Genomic DNA, 17,052 nt, shown 5'->3' with positions numbered 1-17,052 from the left:
ACTGAATATATTAAAAAAATAAAATTAATAAATGCACTTCTAAACAATATCGTTAAAAGTGCATTCTGATTTCATTGTATTATCTAGAAATTTTAAACCATTAATGTGCTCCAATATTACAATGGATTCCAAAGTCTTCTACTACTTTTTTGAGACTTAGCATAAGTTCATCACTTGGGATACCAATTTCATCTTTCATATTATATTCTTTTCCGACACATTTATATTTATTTACTCCAAGTTTATGATAAGGCAATAGATGTATCTCTTTTACTGTCTCTAAATTTTTAGCAAACATTGCTATATCAGCTATACTTTCCTTATCAGCATTGAATTCTGGAATAACTGGTACTCTAATAATTACATCTTTGACTAGTTTAACTATTTCTTTTGCGTTTTCCAATATAATTTCATTATCCCCTCCTATATATTCTTTATGTTTACTAGAATTCAAAATTTTAATGTCTAATAATGCTAAATCTAAGTAGGGCATTACATTATTTATTATATCTTTATTTGTATAAGCTGTTGTTTCCATTGCTGTATGCCATCCCATAGTTTTACAGGCTTTCAATAGTTCTAATGTGAATTCCAACTGCATTAGAGGTTCCCCTCCTGAAAGTGTGATTCCTCCATTAGAATTCCTAAAATGAATGGCATCTTTTTTTAATTCCTTTACAACTTCTTCAACTGTCATTTCTTCCCCCGAAATAACTAATGCCCCCGGATAACAAACTTCAACACATTCACCACAATGTGTACACTTATGTCTATCTATTCTATTAGGGTTAGAAAAATCAATAGCTTTTAATTTACATATCTCTTCACATTTGCCACATTCAATACAGTTTTTAATGTTAAACATTAGTTGTTTATTTTTATCTTGAGATTCAGGATTACTACACCACCGACAAGACAAAGGACAACCTTTTAAAAACACTGTTGTTCTAAGACCTGGGCCATCATTTACAGAAAATCTTTGTATATTAAAAATAGTTCCTTTTTTATTATAATCCACTTGCTTTTTTACCATAGAGTACCCTCCTCTATAAAATGACTAAATTTAAGGCTTGAATATAATCAAGCCTTAAATTAGTACTTATATATTAAAAACTTTGTTCTGTTCTTTTAATTATATCGTCCTGAATTGCATTATCTAGGCAAATAAATTGAGCACTATATCCTGCAACACGAACTATTAAATCTCTATACTGTTCCGGACGTTTTTGTGCATCAATAAGAACATTTTTATCAACTACATTGAATTGCATGTGCATACCTTTTTGGTCAAAATAGCTACGTATTAAAGAAGCAAGATTCTTCAATCCATTATCCCCTTGAAGGGAACTTGGACTAAACTTTTGATTAAATAAAGTTCCACTTGGTGCACAAAAATGCTCTAATTTTGCTACAGAATTTGCAGCAGCAGTTGGTCCATTAACATCAACTCCACGAGTTGGAGATACTCCATCTGCTAAAGGCTTCTTGGCTCCTCTTCCATCAGGTGTTGCTGATACTAAAGTTCCTAGATGTACATTATTTGAAACTGGGTATAAGCCTGGTATAAATTGTCCTCCACGTTGATTTGTATGCTTTTCTACTTCTTTACAATAAATTAGTGCACCTAATCTTGTATATTCATCAACTTCATCTATATCATTTCCAAACTTAGGAGCTCTATTTAAAAGCATTTGTTGAATATCCTTATATTTTATCTTTTTCTCTGGGTTCTCTTCAAACTCACCATAATTGGTATCTATAGCTTCTTTTATCTCATTTAAAGTAAGCTTTTTCTCATCAAACACAAGCTTTTTAATAGCCATAAATGAATCTCCTATATTAGCAATACCAACACCTAAAGGTCCTGAGAAACGATAGTGTCCTCCACCTTCTTGTATTGATTTTCCTTTTGATATACAATCATCAAGCATACATGATAAAAACGGAAGTGGTGCTCTTTCAGCATGTGCAATATCAACACAATTATCTGCTGAAACCATGTAAGACACAAAATATTCTGTTTGCTTTTTGTAAGCTTCTATAAATTCGTCTATATTACTAAATGAAGTAAATTCACCTGTTTTAGGTCCTATTTGTTTTCCATCAACTTTACCATTATTTATAGTCATTTCAAGGACTTTCGCCATATTAAAAAATGCTGCATCGTACCATCCATCTGTTTTACCAGGTTTTTGAGGTTCAACACATCCTACAATTGCATAATCTCTAGCATCTTCTAGTGTTAATCCATGATTAACCAACATAGGTATAATAACTTCATCATTATAGAAAGCAGGAAGTCCTGTGCCTAAACGTGTTAACTCACAGCTTCTTATTAAAAATTCTTCAGGAGCTTTACTCCATATTCTAACTGAAAGTGAAGGTTGAGGTAACATCAAAGTTCCAGTGGCATCCATACACATATATGATAATTCATTAGTAGCATCCTTACCTTCTGGAGTCTGTCCTCCTACAATTAGATTTTGAAACATTGAATATCCACTAAAAGCTTTGGTTGTAGTTTCGTCACGAACTTTAGTTAAATCATTAAATTTAACCCATAAGCAATGAAGAATTTCTCTAGCTGATTCTCTATTTTTAGGGTGTAAATCTATATCATGTTTAAAATATGGGTACATATATTGGTCAAAACGAGCTGGAGATATAGCATGTCCGTTTGATTCTAAGCTTATAATTGCTTGAACAAACCAAAAAGATTGACATGCTTCTTGAAATGTTGTTGCTGGCTTTTCCGGAACTTTTTCACATATTTTAGATATATTTAACAATTCATCTTTTCGAGTAGCATTTGTTTCTTTTTGTGCTAATTCTTTTGCAAGTTGTGAATATCTTTTTGCATAACTTATTGCTGCCTCACAGGAAATAATTATAGCGTCCCAAAACCTTCTTTGCTTAATATATTCAGGATTATTTTTATCAGCATTATTAATGGTTTCATTAACTTCTTTAATAATTCCGCTAAACCCTTTTTTAAGAACTTTTTCATAATCTACAGAAATATGTCCTAATCCATTAAAATGATAGTTTGCAACTGTAAATACTTTTGCATTCATTGCATCAATAGTATCATCGGTCATATATGATGTAGCAAGCTCACTTACAGTTTTTCCTTCCCAATATTTAAATACTTCTATAAGTTGTGACTTTGCTTCATCTGAAATCTCAAAAGCATCGGATGTTCTCTTATTAAGTTTATCAAATTCTTCTACTAACCACTTATTAGAAAACTCAGGGAAAACTTGTGCTGATCTTGGATTTTTAGTTAAGCTTCCAACTATAAGTTCCCCATCTCTAATTACAATAGGAATTTCATTTAAAATCTTTTCCAATGCTTTAGCTTTACGAATAATAATAGGTTGATCTTCAGTTTCTTTAAATGATTCCGTTAACAGTATAGCTCTGTCTGCTTCAACACAAGGAACTGCAGAAAATATCTGCTCTTTTAACCTTTTCACTCTGTCTGTTGATTCACTAAATCCTTTTTCTAAAAAACTCATAATTATCCCCCTATTTTTATAATAATTTAATCCTTTTTAAGAATTAATCACAATTAATAAAATTAAAATAGCTTGATAATACCATACTTATATAGTACCATCAAGCTATTATTTTCTTTAACACTTATTTATTTAATCTCTATAAATATTTATTCAAAATTCACTTCATAATTCATCTTTTCTTCTACTTTATAGTAATATTTTATTCTATAATTATACTTTTTTATTATTCACCTTTTTTCTATACTCTAATGGAGTTACTCCTTTTTCTTTTTTAAAAACTTTACAAAAATAACTAGGTTCATTGTATCCTATTTGGAATGCTAAATCATTTACACTAATATTTTTATTTTCTAATATTAATGTAGCTTCCTTTATTCTTCTTTTAGTTATATATTTATTAAAATTAATGCCTATATTATTTTTAAAAAGCTTACTTAAATAGGTACTGCTAAAATTCACGTAATTAGCTACCTCATTTAGTGTTATATTCTTTCTAAAGTTTTTTTCTATATAACTTAAAGCACATTCTAATTCATCTATTTTATAGACTGAAATATTATTTTCAGAGTTAAAAATTTTATCTTCATCTATAAATTCTTTTAATAGCATTATTACTTTCTCGGGTTTAATGGGTTTTAGTAAGTAATCATCAACTTTTATTTTTAATGCTCTTTGAACAAGTTCAAAGTCGTCATATACACTCATTAATACAATTTTTTTACTACTATCTTTTTCCTTTATAATTTGAGCTACTTCGAGTCCATCTATGCCAGGCATAATTATATCCATAAAAATCACATCTGGGTTTAATGATTCATTTATCTTAATAACATCTTCACCGTTATATGCCTCACCAACAATATCTACATTTTTAACTTTTTCATTTATAATTATTTTTAGAGCTTCAATTTCTAAATGTTCATCATCGGCAAGCACTACTCTACACACATTAATTCCCCCTCATATGCAATTCCATTATACATATTTGCAAAAAAGTTTATATTTTAAGTAAACGGAAATTTAAGTTTTATCATAGTTCCAACATTAATTTCACTTTCAATTTCAACTCTATAATTCTTGCCATAACATCTAGTTAATATTTCATTAACATTGTATATGCTCATACCAACATTGTTATTTTTAATTCTATCACTTCCATTTAATATAAGAAAAAGTTTGTCTTTAGAAATTCCTACTCCATCATCAGTAATTGTTATAGTAGCAGCTTTTTCTAAAATTTCTCCTTTAATTTTAATTGTTCCACCTTCTTTTTTAGGACATAATCCATGTATTACAGCATTTTCTATAAAGCATTGTAAAACCATTGAAGGTATTTTTAGTTTTTTTATATTATCATTTATATTAATTTCATACTTTATTCTATCTTTAAATCTTATGGACTGAATTTTAAGATATAGTATAATATTTTCTATATCTTCTTCTAAAATAACTTTACTCCCTATGTGTTTTGAAGTATATCTTGAAAATTCTGCTAATAAAACAATCATTTCATAGGTTTTAGGGGAATCTTCTATTAATGCAAGTCTTGATATGGAATTTAATGCATTAAATAAAAAGTATGGATTTATTTTAGATTGCAATAGTGTTAACTTGGAAACTTTTAGTTCTTCCTCTAGTTTAATCCTATATTCCTTTTCTTTCATTAATTTTATATTATTAAAATTCAATTCTTCCTCAATAGATTTTAAATATGTTTTCTCAACTAGCTGATTAACAATAATTTGAACTAAGTATGCTATTGATTCTATTTTATAATAATCTAGGTACAAAATATTATTGTAATCATCTATAAATTCAGAACATTTTTTATGCTTTTTTAAATAGTAATTTGAATTATTAATTGACGATAGGTTATCATTATTAGTTCTAACCTGTCCAAAAAAAATTGCTCCAAGATAAGTATCATTTACAATTATGGGTATTGCAACATCTACCAAGCCGGCAGGGCATCTAAATATATATGGTTTTTTTCTTAATGCTGCTTCAAGCCCTGCGTGGGCATTGGCATCGCAACATATGCGTAATCCTTCATGAGTGCTCCTCATTTTTTTACAAAATGAAGAAAAATTTGAATATTCATTAATAGGTATTCCTTTAAAATTTACTATATTATAAGCAAGTCCTGTAATTTCCGCAAGTCTATCTTGAATGTTTTTTAGTATATTTACATCTATTAAATCATGTAAATTCCTATTATTTAACACAAAAATACCCCCTGTAGACTAATGTTGAATATTAATTAAATGTATAGTCCATATATCAATTATACAAACCTTTAAGAATATACACAACTATTTTTATTATATGAATATACTTTTAATTTATAATAAATATAATTCTCAATAACAAAATAAGGCTCTCTTAAACAAAAGAGAAGCCCTGTTTTGTTATTTATCATTTACTTTTTTAATAAATGCCCCTTCTTTCATAATAATTTCCATATTATCAGTATTTACATTGTGAATATCTTCTAATGGATTTTTGGATAAAACAAGAAGGTCAGCAAATTTTCCCTCTTCAAGAGTTCCTGTGATATCATCTATTCTAAGCATTTCTGCTCCATTTTTAGTAGCAGCCAAAATTGTTTCCATTTTTGTTAATCCAGCTTTATTAAGTGTATACATTTCTGTAATAGCATATTCACCATATGGAGTTAAACTACTACAAAATGAATCAGAACCAACAGTTATTCTAATGCCTTTTTTATTTGCGTTTTGCAAATTATCAATTATACGATTAAGCTCTTTTTCAGCAGTATTCTTACCTGGATACTTATCATGAATAGCTCTATATGGTGGTTCATATACAGTAAACCATTCATAGAAGAACTGTAAAGTTGGACAGAATGTAATATCCTTTTCTTTCATTATTTCAAGACATTCTTCATTTAGTTCTTGTCCATGAATAATTGCAGATACTCCAGCTTTACATGAATTTAGTGCTCCTTCATAGCCTTCTGCATGTGACCATACAGGAAGTCCAACCATGTTGCACTCATCCACAACAGCTTGTATTTCTTCCATACAATAATGTAAATCAGCCTTTGCATCAAGTCTCCATATGCCTCCACCTGTAGACCAAATTTTAATAGCATCTGGATTTTCACGAATTCTCCTTCTTATTGCTTTTCTAAGATCCCAAGGTCCATCTACTCTCTCAGCCCAAGGATGAGAGTCATTATTATAATCTAACGGTAATTTATGTGAATCACCATGTCCTGCTGTCCTACAGAAACCAAGTCCTGTTGTAACTACACGTGGTCCAGGAATTACTCCTTCTTCAATCATATTACGTATATATATACCTGAACGAGAAATTTCGCCTACAGATGTTAATCCATGTTCAAGAGCTTCACGAGCCTGAGCAACAGCTACAATTGTTTTTTGTATAACAGGATCTAGCACCCATTCAGTGTCATTATCAGTTCTATTTCCACTAAAATGAAGATGAGTGTCAATTAATCCAGGCATAATTATTTTTCCTGTAATATCTATTTTTTCATATTCTTCATTAACATCCATCATTGGTCCAGCATATTTAATTTTTTTATTATCAACAAGTAATAAGGAATTTTTTATAGGTTCCTTTCCTGTACCATCTATTAATAAACCACCTATAAATGCAATTTTACTCATGAAATTCCCCCCAAAACTATAACTTTTTAACTATTTATAATTAACTTTAGTTAGCACCACTATCTTTAGTTTCTACTTTTTTACCTCTAATTAGCATAAGTGCAAATCCTATTAAAAACCATGTAAGCACAACCATCCATTCAACAAAATTTAAAGAAGCAGGACTACCAGGAATAACTAACAATCCTATAATAATAAGCGAAGACATACATGCGAGTATTATTCCAACTTTTCCTCCTGGAACCTTATAAGGTCTTTTAATGTTAGGTTCCGTTCTTCTCATACGTAAACAAGCTAAACTTACCATAAAGCAAGCAAATATAAAGGCTAGTGAACTAACATTAGTAAGTGGAACCAACATATTTTTACCTAAAAATGGCCCTATTATAGTAAGTGTTGCCATTAAAATATTAGCAGTCTTTGGAGTTCCATTATTTTTATCTAGTTCCTTAAATTTTTCAGGAAGTTGTCCTTTACGTCCCATAGCCAATAAAATTCTAGCAGTAGCTCCAAAAAAGGAATTCATAGGTCCTAATGGTCCCATAATAGCAATAAGCATCATAACTTTTGAAAAAATTTTAAGTCCTATTACTGATAAAATAGTTAGTGCTGGAATAGTATAAGTAACAAACTTTTGCCAAGGAACTATGGTTCCAAAGGAATATATGCAAATTACATAAAATATACCTGAAGCAATTAAAACCATACTAATAACTTTCCCAAATTTATTCCAATCCAAATCTTCCGATGCTTCTTCAGCCTGTTGCGGAATAGTATCAAAACCTGCATAGAAAAATGGTGTCATAACAAGTACAGGAAGAATTCCTGCCCAAATAGATCTAGCATTACTAGCTTTAGGTTGATATATAGGTTGCAAGTTTTTAGGTCCTCCTCTAAATAAAGAAATAATCATGGCAATTACCATACCTGCAAGTAATAATTTAGTAAGAAACCCTTGAAGTTTAGCAGCCTCTGATGCACCTTTAAAGTTTAATCGAATAACATAAATAGCAAATGCAAGTGATATAAGTAGTGGTGGAAGATATACTGTAGCTCCCATAACTTCATATAATGGAATAACTTTAAGTGCTGGAATGAATTCTCCTACTAATGAAGAAATAGCAATTGCTTCCCATGGACAAAGAATTCCATTTCCTAAAGCAAGAAACCATCCAGTAAAATATGATGGCTTATTACCAAAAGTACGTGATACATATTCAACTATACCACCTGAAATTGGAATAGCAGATGTAAGCTCACCAAAAACAGCTCCTATAGGAAGTAAAAATAGTGATCCTATTAAAAATGCGATCATGGCAGCTATTGGTCCTCCCCCTATAATCATCCAATCGCCTACTAATAAAACCCATCCAGTACCTATGATAGCTCCAAATCCTATAGTGAAAAAATTCCATAGGGATAAAGTTTTTTTCATTCCTCCTCCTTTAGTAGATGTGTCAGCGGACATTTTTATTACCTCCTCTCTTATACATTAAATCGTTAGTAAAATTTTTTTCTGTACTAACAATATTTAGTATATTAGTCCTTTTCTCGATTTATGATGAATGATGTATTTTTTTTAATTGCATATTTAAAAATTTTCCTAAAGCTTTATCATTGCTTATTACAGCATCTACACCATTAATCTTTACCTTTTCAATTTTATGTGCACCACTTACATATTCCATTTCTCCACAAGCCAAACGCTGCTACATAAAAATGTTTTTTCCTGTTTTTCCGTTGACAAAATGTAAATCGACAAATTTATCACTTACATTACCTTTATCATCCTTAGAAAATTCTGCTCTATCAAATTTATAACCTTCTGGTAAATAAGAGGGGAAAATAACCTTAAAACAAGCATTCTTATTTATTTCATTAGGATCCTTTACTTCTAAAATCTTCTCTTTTCGTAATTTCTTTTCTTGTTCTACAGTTATTATTTTGCCATCTGAAAATTCAGCAATTTTTTCTCCCTTAGCTGTATACACTTCATCCTCTGCATTTTCTTTTGTAAATATTTCTATTTTATTTCTATGCTTATCAAAAATTTTACCTTTATATTCATCTAGAACAGGCATCTTTTCTATTTTAGGTCTTTCCTATTGTATAACACTTATATATCCCAGGGATATTGTTCTCACTACTTTATCTGCTAAAGTCTTTGCCAGTTTTAAAATTTCATTGTATTCTTGGGAATTTAAGTTATTGAACTCTTCTATACCATTAAAATAAGCATCTATATCTATATAAAATTTATCTTCAATGCTTTTTTAAACTTCTAAAATAATCATTTACTACATTTCTAGCTATAGCAAATACCCATACTTCAAATGGTGCTTTACTTTCAGAATATGTTTTAATTTTAAGCATAATTTTTTCAAAAACCTGGCTTGTTAAATCTTCTGTTGTATAATCACAATTAACTTGATAATATATATAGTTATAGACCCTTTTGTAGTACATTTGAAAAATATAAGTAAGTTCTTTTTCTTCCCCTATGGTTTCTTTAACTTCTCTTTCATTCGGAGTCTCATTCACTGCAGGCTGCCGCATATTTTAAAATTCTTCCTTTCATTAAATTTTTACTTAGCTAAGTACTTCATATGTTAATACGATTTATTGCGCTATTTTATAATCCCTCTTATTTCATCTAAACTTTGAATATTGTTATCTATCATGTATTTTTCCATACCTTGTATTATGTCTATTGAAATATCAGGTTTCATAAAGGATGCCGTACCAACTTGAACAGTAGTAGCACCAGCCATTATAAATTCTATAGCATCCTGCCATGTAGAGATTCCTCCAAGTCCCATAACAGGTATAGTTAATTCTTTAGCTACTTGATTTACCATTCTTAAAGCTATAGGTTTTATGGCAGGACCTGAAAGTCCAGCATAGCCATTATTAAATACAGATTTTCTTTTGTTTATGTCTATAGCAAGTCCTAAAAAAGTATTTACAAGGGATATTCCATTTGCCCCTTCTTCTTCACAAACTTTAGCTATTCCCACTATATCTTCAGCATTTGGAGAAAGTTTTACAACTAATTTATGTTTACAAACTTCTCTTATTTTTCTTACAACTTCCCTTGCAAAATCTGTCTTAACACCAAAATTCATTCCACCCTGTTTTACGTTTGGACAAGATATATTTAATTCTAATAAGTCTATTTTTTCTTTATTTAATAGCTCCACTGCCTGTAAATAATCATCCATAGAATGTCCGCCTAGATTAACTATATTCACAATATTCAAACTATTTATCCAATGTAAATCCTTTTCTATAAAGGCTTTTACCCCTGGATTTTCAAGTCCAACACTATTCATCATTCCACTGTCTGTTTCCCATACCCTTATTCCATCATTTCCTGCTCTTGGATTTAGTGTAAGTCCTTTAGAAGACAGCCCACCTAACTTTTCTATATCAAATATTTCACTATATTCTCTTCCAAAACCACAAGTTCCAGATGCTAATACCACAGGATTTTTAAATTTTACTCCTGCAAAGTCAACTTCTAATCTACTCACTTAAAACACATCCTCTCCTAAAAATACTGGTCCTTCTTTACAAGCTCTTTTATTCCCTTTTTTAGTCTTACAAGTACATACTAGGCAAACTCCAACTCCACAAGCCATTCTGTTTTCCATAGAAACATATAATTTAGTCTTTGAATTTTTAGTTTTATTGTATAAAACTTTCATCATTACCTCAGGTCCACAAGTAAATATATAATCATATTCATCAGGATTTATATCATCTGTTATAAATCCACCTAAATTAACTACAACCTTATCTGCCACTTTTTTATATTCTTCTTCTAATAAAGCTTCATCACTGAATCCTAAAAATATATCTACTGTAGTATCTTTGCTTGTTCCTTTTAAAACCTTAGATGCTAAATATAATGGAGCTATTCCAACTCCTCCCCCTACAAGTGCTATTTTTCCTTTAACTTTAGAAAATCCATTTCCATGTGGTCCATCTACCTTTATTTCATCTCCCTTTTTAAGAGTTGCCAATATTTCAGTTCCTTTTCCCACTACTTTGTATAAAAAAGTTATTCCTTCATGGTCTATATCATATATACTTATGGGTCTGGAGAGAGTAGGATATTTATCCCACGCTCTTAACATACAAAACTGACCCATTTCTCCATTAAAATTTCCTTCAACTTTCATAATATAAAAATCTTTTGATAGTTGTTTATTATAAATTATCTTCGACAAATTATTCTCCTCCAATACTTTAAATTTAGTTTTATATTAAGCAAAGAATCTTTCTTCTGCTCTTGTATTATCTTTGCATTTAAATGCTATGGAGATTACCATTAAACATAATATATTTATAAAGAACCCCCATAAAAATCCTGGAATTCCTAATGGTGTTACATTTAATATTCTTGTTGCAAACAATATTATTGTTCCTACAGTCATTCCAACTATTGCCCCTTCTTTTCTTGCATTTTTCCAGTATAGTCCTAATACAAAAGCTGGTGCCATTTGAGCAAGTCCAGTATAAGCAACATCCTGTACAACCTGAACTAAAGTTTTAGGAGGTCTTAGAGCTATTAATGATCCTATAATAACTATTGTCAATATTATTATTCTTGATAATATTAAGTTTTGTTTGTCTGTAACCTTGTCCTTTTTCTTCATAAGGATTAAATCTTGAGATACTATTTGTGATGTAACTAGTATCATAGAGTTTATTGTAGACATACCTGCAGCTACAGCAGCCGCCATTATAAGAGCAGCTAAAAACCAATTTGCATGATTATTCATTAATATTGGTAATACGTTATCTGCCGCATCTACTTTCCCTATTAATTGATGACCTGCTAGTCCTATAAATAATGTAGCAAATCCATATATTAATACTTGTGAAACTGGTATACTTAAAGCTGATCTTGATAAAGCTTTTTCATCCTTTGCCATTAATGATTTTATCCATACATGTGGACATAACCATATACCAAAAGGTAAAACTATAAACTGCATTATCCAATATTTACTATTATATAAACCCTTTGGACCTGGTCTAGATAATAACTCCGGAGTAGTCTCTATTGCTGTTTTAAATAGATTCTCAACTCCTCCTGCTGGTACTATAGCAACTGCTGCTGCTAAAACCATACCTACTAAAAGTATTACTGCTTGTATAGCATCTATTAAAACTACACTACTTGCTCCTCCTATTACAACATATAATAATGAAAATATTGCAGATACTAATATAGCAGACTTATAAGATATCATACCACCACTTATAACAGATATCGCCCTTGCATTTCCAACATATTGCATGGATAAAAACACTATAGTCATAAGTACAGATATACAAGATGCTAATACCTTTAAATAATCACTCTCATATCTGTCCTGAAAATAATCTCCTATGGACATATATCCGTATTTTTTACCTAATTTACATATCTTATTTCCAAAATAAATTACCATTAGTGCAACCCATACCTGGCTTAAAACTAATACCATGTATGAAATACCATGAGTATAATACATTCCTGGTGCTCCTAAAAAAGCAAATGTACTTTGCATAGCGGCTATCATTGTAAGGGGCAGTAAAAATGAGTTTACTCCTCTGTTAGCAAGAAAAAATCCTTCTGCATTACTAGCTTTACTTTTTCTTGAACTATGAATTGTTATTCCAAGCATTAATGCTAAATATATAACTATTATAAAAAAACTTAATAATCCTGTATTCATTATTTTACTTCCTCCTTTTTATCCTTTTGAGCACTCTTTACAAAACAACTACATACCCAAAGTATAAAAATAAGGTTTACAAACATAAGTATCCACCAATATAATAATGGAAAAGGCAACCACCCAAATATGTATGGTGATGGTTTAGAAGTAAATCCAAATGGCACCATTGCTGCACATAATAAAATAGCGAATATGCTTAATATTAATTTATTATTCATATTTTTCCCCCTTTTTAAGATAAAATAATTCTTTAAAAATATTTTGATTTTTATAACATTTTTAATTCATCCTTAATCTTTGTAAACTATATTTCCTTTACATATGGTATATTTTATTTTTCCATAAAGATTTTGTCCCTTAAAAGGAGAATTTGAAGATTTTGAGGCAAAACCTGAAACCACCCAATTTTCTGATGGATCAAATATTACTATATCTGCAATTGCTCCTTCAGCAATAAATCCTGTGTCTAAGTTATATAATTTAGCTGGATTTATAGTCATTTTCTCTATTAATTTCATTATAGTAAGATGTCCTTTTCTAACTAAATTAGATATACCTAATGCTAAGGATGTTTCAAGCCCTATTATTCCACTAGGAGCTTTTGTTAACTCTTTTTCTTTTTCTTCTATACTATGAGGAGCATGATCTGTAGCTATTATTTCTATAATGTCATCTTTTAACCCCTGTATTATTTTATACTTATCTTCCTCAGTCCTAAGTGGAGGATTCATTTTAGCATAAGTCTTATGCTCTAATACTGCTTCTTCAGTTAATGAAAAATGGTGAGGAGTAGCTTCTGCCACTACATTAGCTCCTAAAGATTTAACAAATCTTACGATGTCCACGGATATCCCCGAACTTATATGCTGTATATTTACTTTTGCTCCGGTTTTTAAAGCTAATATACAGTCTCTTGCTACCATAGTATCCTCAGCTACATTAGGTGCTCCTTTACCACAAAGTTTATCTGATATTTTTCCTTGATTTATTCCAGAACTTCCAATTAATGCAGGATCCTCTTCGTGAAAACTTAATGGTACGTTAAGTTCTTTAGCTTTAATCATAGCTTCCATAACTAATTTGCTATCCATTATTGGAACTCCATCATCACTAAATCCAACAGCACCTATTGATTTTAAATACTCCATATCTACTAATTCTTTTCCTTTAAATCCTTTTGTTATTGCTCCTACTTGCAATACATTTATTTTAGATTTTTCACTCTCTTTTTTTATGTAATTAAGGGTTTCTTCATTGTCCACTATAGGATTAGTATTTGCCATACAAACAACAGTAGTAAATCCACCTCTTGCTGCTGAATCAGAACCCGTTTGTATATCTTCCTTATAAGTAAAGCCTGGGTCTCTAAAGTGTACATGAACATCAATTAATCCTGGTGCCACTATTTTTCCTTTTGCATCTATAACAGTTTCATACTTATCACTTGATTGAAACTTACCTATCTTATAAATTTTATTATCTTTAATAATTAAATCTAAAATTTCATCTTTATTAGTTTTAGGATCTATTAATCTACCATCTTTAATAAGTATCATTTATATATTTCTCCCTTCAAATATTCATACATAACTTTGGTTCCATCAAGAATGCTCTCTAAAGACGTGAACTCATTTTTATTATGACTTATGCCCTTAGAACAAGGTATAAATATTAGAGCTGTATCACATATTTTTGGGAAAACCATAGCATCATGACCTGCTCCACTTGGAAGTATCTTATATGATATTTTTGTTTTTTTACAACATTCAGCCAATCTTTCTTGCATGTATTGACTCATTTTTACTGGAAGTAATTCACTTGTCTTTTCAATAAAAATTTCTACATTTCTTTTTTTAGATATGTTTTCTGAAACTTCTCTAATTTCTTCTTCCATACTATTTAAACTATTTTTATCTATGCCTCTTATGTCTACACCTAATTTAACTTCTCCTGGTATAACATTTAAAACATTTGGTGAATTATTAAGAACCCCAACTGTAGCAACCGATTTTTTCATTGCTTCTTTTTTTCCTATTTTTTCTATTGATAAAATAACTTCAGAAGCTGCACATAAAGCATCATATCTCATATTCATAGGTGTTGCTCCAGAATGTTCTGCCTCTCCTTGTATATATATATTAAATCTTCTTGGTGCTGCTATATCAGATACTACTCCTACTCTAACCCTGTATTCTTCAAGTACTTTTCCTTGTTCAATGTGAAGCTCTAAATACTGCTTTATATTAGATATCTTTTTAGGATTTAAGCTATACCCTTTTTTCCCAAATATTTCTTTTAATGTTTTTCCTTTTTTAGATACTAAATTTTCAATATCATTCTTACTAATTTCATTTGTAATAAGTCCACTTCCTATGGTACACATTCCAAAATTACTAGATTCTTCGCATCTAAAAGCTACTACTTTAATTGGTATGTTAAGCTTATCTTTCTTTGCCCATTTTAAAATCATAAGTCCCGCTATTACTCCTGCTACACCATCATATCTTCCACCATTAATAACAGAATCTAAGTGAGAACCGATTAAATAATGTTCATTACTTTCTTGATTATTTAATACATAAGTATTACCAACTTCGTCCTCATAAGTTTGGAATCCCTCTTCTTCTCCAATAAGCTTAAAAATATTATGCATTTTATCCTCTTCTTCAGAATATCCTAATCTGGTTACTCCACCTTGATTATTTGAACCAATTGTATAAAATTTATTAAATATATCCTCTAAATATTGCATGTCCTCTATTGTTGAAATCATTTTATAACCTCACCTTTATCTATTAATCTCATATTATCTACATTTTAACAATGTAAATACCTGTTTTCTATGTTCTATTAATTAAATATTCACTCATTTTTTTGTTGAATTTAACAAAATCTTATTTGCAAGCACAGCTAAGTATAATTTAAAGCTATCCTCATGAACTTTTACATCTAATCCTGTTATCTCTTTTATCTTTTGTAATCTGTATTTAACAGTATTTTTATGTATAAATAGTTCCATAGCAGTTTCATCTAAATTAGCATTACATTCATAGTACTTTATCAATGTATCTAGTAAATCCTTGTCCTTTACATTTTTTAAGACTAAATTCATTAAAGGTTCTGTACATTCTCCAATAACTTCTTTTAGAATACAATATATTTCCATATCTTTATAGTAAAATACTTTATTCTTCTCTTTAAATATGTTCCCTGATTTTATAGCTTTTATAGAATTAAAATAAGAATTCTTTATCCCCTCTATATTAGTTTCAATGCTTCCAACACCTATAAATAAATTTTTACCTTTCAAATAATGTTCTACCTGTAATAAAGCCCCTTTCTCTATGTATGGTAACATTTTTTCTATGTTGCTTTTTAAAGATGATTGAAAAATTATAGATACACTTCTATCCGCGTCTATATAGGGACTCAATTCAAAGTTTTTATTGTTTGTTACATATTTTGAAATTTCTTTAGCTACTCTTTTTAAACAATTCATGTGATTGTTATTTATTTCCTCATTCTCATCAAATTTTAGCGTAAATGCTACAAAATAGTCTCTATTAACATCTATACCTAATAAGTTTCCTCTTTGTACCATAAGTTTCTCATCCTCATAAATATCAAATATTATATCTTTTATATATTTTTGAATTATTGAATCAGCATCTCCTTCTTCAAAGATCAAATGCATAACATTCATTATAATATCTATATAGGATAATTCATAAGGTATCTCTATTAAAGGCATTTCACATTTATTAGCAATATATTTTATCTCCTTTGGAATTTTTTTAATATATTCTCCTACTTTTATAGCAACACATGAACAAGATGAACTTGATAAATCTTTTATGATTTCACACTGCTTTTTCACATCATCTTTTACTGAATATAAACTAGTAATTAAAAAATCATCCCCCCTCATCCATTTAACTATATTAGGAACTTCCATAACAGTTACATGCCTTACATTTTTATCTAATCCTTTTGCTCCCGCTACTACTTTAAAATTTGATAGTTTAGGTATCGCCAAAATTTCCCTCACTGTTGCCATAATAATCCCCCCCTTTTTAATTCACCTCTACAATCTAATTAAAAATCAAAATAACTAGATATTAGCATAATAATACTTCTATCTAG

16 protein-coding genes are annotated in these 17,052 nt (G+C 29.7%); all 16 read right to left on the bottom strand.

What is annotated here, in order from left to right; all coding sequences use genetic code 11:
• Window positions 1-100: 100 nt before the first annotated feature.
• The 16 genes from B5D21_RS02820 to B5D21_RS02750 all read right to left on the bottom strand — a co-directional run bounded on the left by B5D21_RS02820 (window position 101) and on the right by B5D21_RS02750 (window position 16,966).
• On the bottom strand, window positions 101-1,033 hold the full coding sequence (locus B5D21_RS02820) for a glycyl-radical enzyme activating protein (protein WP_011099191.1): 933 nt from the start codon (window positions 1,031-1,033) through the stop codon (window positions 101-103).
• Between the two features lie 73 nt (window positions 1,034-1,106).
• On the bottom strand, window positions 1,107-3,518 hold the full coding sequence (locus tag B5D21_RS02815; protein ID WP_011099190.1) for a glycyl radical protein: 2,412 nt from the start codon (window positions 3,516-3,518) through the stop codon (window positions 1,107-1,109).
• Window positions 3,519-3,731: 213 nt separating this feature from the next.
• On the bottom strand, window positions 3,732-4,469 hold the full coding sequence (locus B5D21_RS02810) for a response regulator transcription factor (protein ID WP_011099189.1): 738 nt from the start codon (window positions 4,467-4,469) through the stop codon (window positions 3,732-3,734).
• Window positions 4,470-4,525: 56 nt separating this feature from the next.
• Window positions 4,526-5,746, bottom strand: coding sequence for a sensor histidine kinase (locus B5D21_RS02805; protein ID WP_011099188.1), 1,221 nt, complete (start codon window positions 5,744-5,746; stop codon window positions 4,526-4,528).
• 183 nt (window positions 5,747-5,929) lie between these two features.
• Window positions 5,930-7,177, bottom strand: coding sequence for a metal-dependent hydrolase family protein (locus B5D21_RS02800; RefSeq protein ID WP_011099187.1), 1,248 nt, complete (start codon window positions 7,175-7,177; stop codon window positions 5,930-5,932).
• 46 nt (window positions 7,178-7,223) lie between these two features.
• Window positions 7,224-8,645, bottom strand: a complete 1,422-nt coding sequence (locus tag B5D21_RS02795) for an APC family permease (protein ID WP_011099186.1) — start codon at window positions 8,643-8,645, stop codon at window positions 7,224-7,226.
• Window positions 8,646-8,733: 88 nt separating this feature from the next.
• Window positions 8,734-8,865, bottom strand: coding sequence for a hypothetical protein (locus B5D21_RS14360; RefSeq protein WP_274542156.1), 132 nt, complete (start codon window positions 8,863-8,865; stop codon window positions 8,734-8,736).
• Between the two features lie 21 nt (window positions 8,866-8,886).
• Window positions 8,887-9,258 (bottom strand): hypothetical protein, encoded by a 372-nt coding sequence (locus B5D21_RS02790; protein ID WP_011099185.1) that lies wholly within the window; start codon window positions 9,256-9,258, stop codon window positions 8,887-8,889.
• A gap of 181 nt (window positions 9,259-9,439) precedes the next feature.
• Window positions 9,440-9,718 carry a sigma factor gene (locus tag B5D21_RS02785; protein ID WP_242651256.1) on the bottom strand — a complete coding sequence of 93 codons (279 nt, stop codon included), beginning with the start codon at window positions 9,716-9,718 and terminating at the stop codon, window positions 9,440-9,442.
• An 86-nt stretch (window positions 9,719-9,804) separates the two neighbouring features.
• Entirely contained in the window at window positions 9,805-10,710 is a 906-nt protein-coding gene (locus tag B5D21_RS02780) for a dihydroorotate dehydrogenase (protein ID WP_011099184.1), read from the bottom strand.
• Window positions 10,711-11,424, bottom strand: a complete 714-nt coding sequence (locus tag B5D21_RS02775; protein ID WP_011099183.1) for a dihydroorotate dehydrogenase electron transfer subunit — start codon at window positions 11,422-11,424, stop codon at window positions 10,711-10,713.
• A 21-nt stretch (window positions 11,425-11,445) separates the two neighbouring features.
• The gene (locus tag B5D21_RS02770; RefSeq protein ID WP_011099182.1) at window positions 11,446-12,906 is read right to left on the bottom strand and encodes a sodium/pantothenate symporter; all 1,461 of its coding nucleotides are present in this window, start codon (window positions 12,904-12,906) and stop codon (window positions 11,446-11,448) included.
• The gene (locus B5D21_RS02765; RefSeq protein WP_035125361.1) at window positions 12,906-13,127 is read right to left on the bottom strand and encodes a hypothetical protein; all 222 of its coding nucleotides are present in this window, start codon (window positions 13,125-13,127) and stop codon (window positions 12,906-12,908) included. The genes B5D21_RS02770 and B5D21_RS02765 overlap by 1 nt, the downstream gene beginning before the upstream one ends.
• Before the next feature lie 72 nt (window positions 13,128-13,199).
• Window positions 13,200-14,465, bottom strand: a complete 1,266-nt coding sequence (locus B5D21_RS02760) for a dihydroorotase (protein WP_011099181.1) — start codon at window positions 14,463-14,465, stop codon at window positions 13,200-13,202.
• On the bottom strand, window positions 14,462-15,682 hold the full coding sequence (locus tag B5D21_RS02755; RefSeq protein ID WP_011099180.1) for a Zn-dependent hydrolase: 1,221 nt from the start codon (window positions 15,680-15,682) through the stop codon (window positions 14,462-14,464). The genes B5D21_RS02760 and B5D21_RS02755 overlap by 4 nt, the downstream gene beginning before the upstream one ends.
• A gap of 93 nt (window positions 15,683-15,775) precedes the next feature.
• Complete coding sequence (locus B5D21_RS02750) at window positions 15,776-16,966, bottom strand: PucR family transcriptional regulator (protein WP_011099179.1); 1,191 nt, start codon at window positions 16,964-16,966, stop codon at window positions 15,776-15,778.
• Between the last annotated feature and the right edge of the window lie 86 nt (window positions 16,967-17,052).

The organism is Clostridium tetani, assembly GCF_900167265.1.
Lineage (GTDB): Bacteria > Bacillota > Clostridia > Clostridiales > Clostridiaceae > Clostridium_G > Clostridium_G tetani.
This window is presented reverse-complemented; position numbering and strand designations above follow the sequence as displayed.

Excerpts from the sequence above, each read along its gene's own strand:
- B5D21_RS02820 (WP_011099191.1), bottom strand. The coding sequence starts at position 1,033 with ATGGTAAAAAAGCAAGTGGATTATAATAAAAAAGGAACTATTTTTAAT.
- B5D21_RS02815 (WP_011099190.1), bottom strand. The coding sequence starts at position 3,518 with ATGAGTTTTTTAGAAAAAGGATTTAGTGAATCAACAGACAGAGTGAAA.
- B5D21_RS02800 (WP_011099187.1), bottom strand. The coding sequence starts at position 7,177 with ATGAGTAAAATTGCATTTATAGGTGGTTTATTAATAGATGGTACAGGA.
- B5D21_RS02795 (WP_011099186.1), bottom strand. The coding sequence starts at position 8,645 with ATGTCCGCTGACACATCTACTAAAGGAGGAGGAATGAAAAAAACTTTA.
- B5D21_RS14360 (WP_274542156.1), bottom strand. The coding sequence starts at position 8,865 with ATGGAATATGTAAGTGGTGCACATAAAATTGAAAAGGTAAAGATTAAT.
- B5D21_RS02790 (WP_011099185.1), bottom strand. The coding sequence starts at position 9,258 with ATGCCTGTTCTAGATGAATATAAAGGTAAAATTTTTGATAAGCATAGA.
- B5D21_RS02770 (WP_011099182.1), bottom strand. The coding sequence starts at position 12,906 with ATGAATACAGGATTATTAAGTTTTTTTATAATAGTTATATATTTAGCA.
- B5D21_RS02765 (WP_035125361.1), bottom strand. The coding sequence starts at position 13,127 with ATGAATAATAAATTAATATTAAGCATATTCGCTATTTTATTATGTGCA.
- B5D21_RS02760 (WP_011099181.1), bottom strand. The coding sequence starts at position 14,465 with ATGATACTTATTAAAGATGGTAGATTAATAGATCCTAAAACTAATAAA.
- B5D21_RS02755 (WP_011099180.1), bottom strand. The coding sequence starts at position 15,682 with ATGATTTCAACAATAGAGGACATGCAATATTTAGAGGATATATTTAAT.
- B5D21_RS02750 (WP_011099179.1), bottom strand. The coding sequence starts at position 16,966 with ATGGCAACAGTGAGGGAAATTTTGGCGATACCTAAACTATCAAATTTT.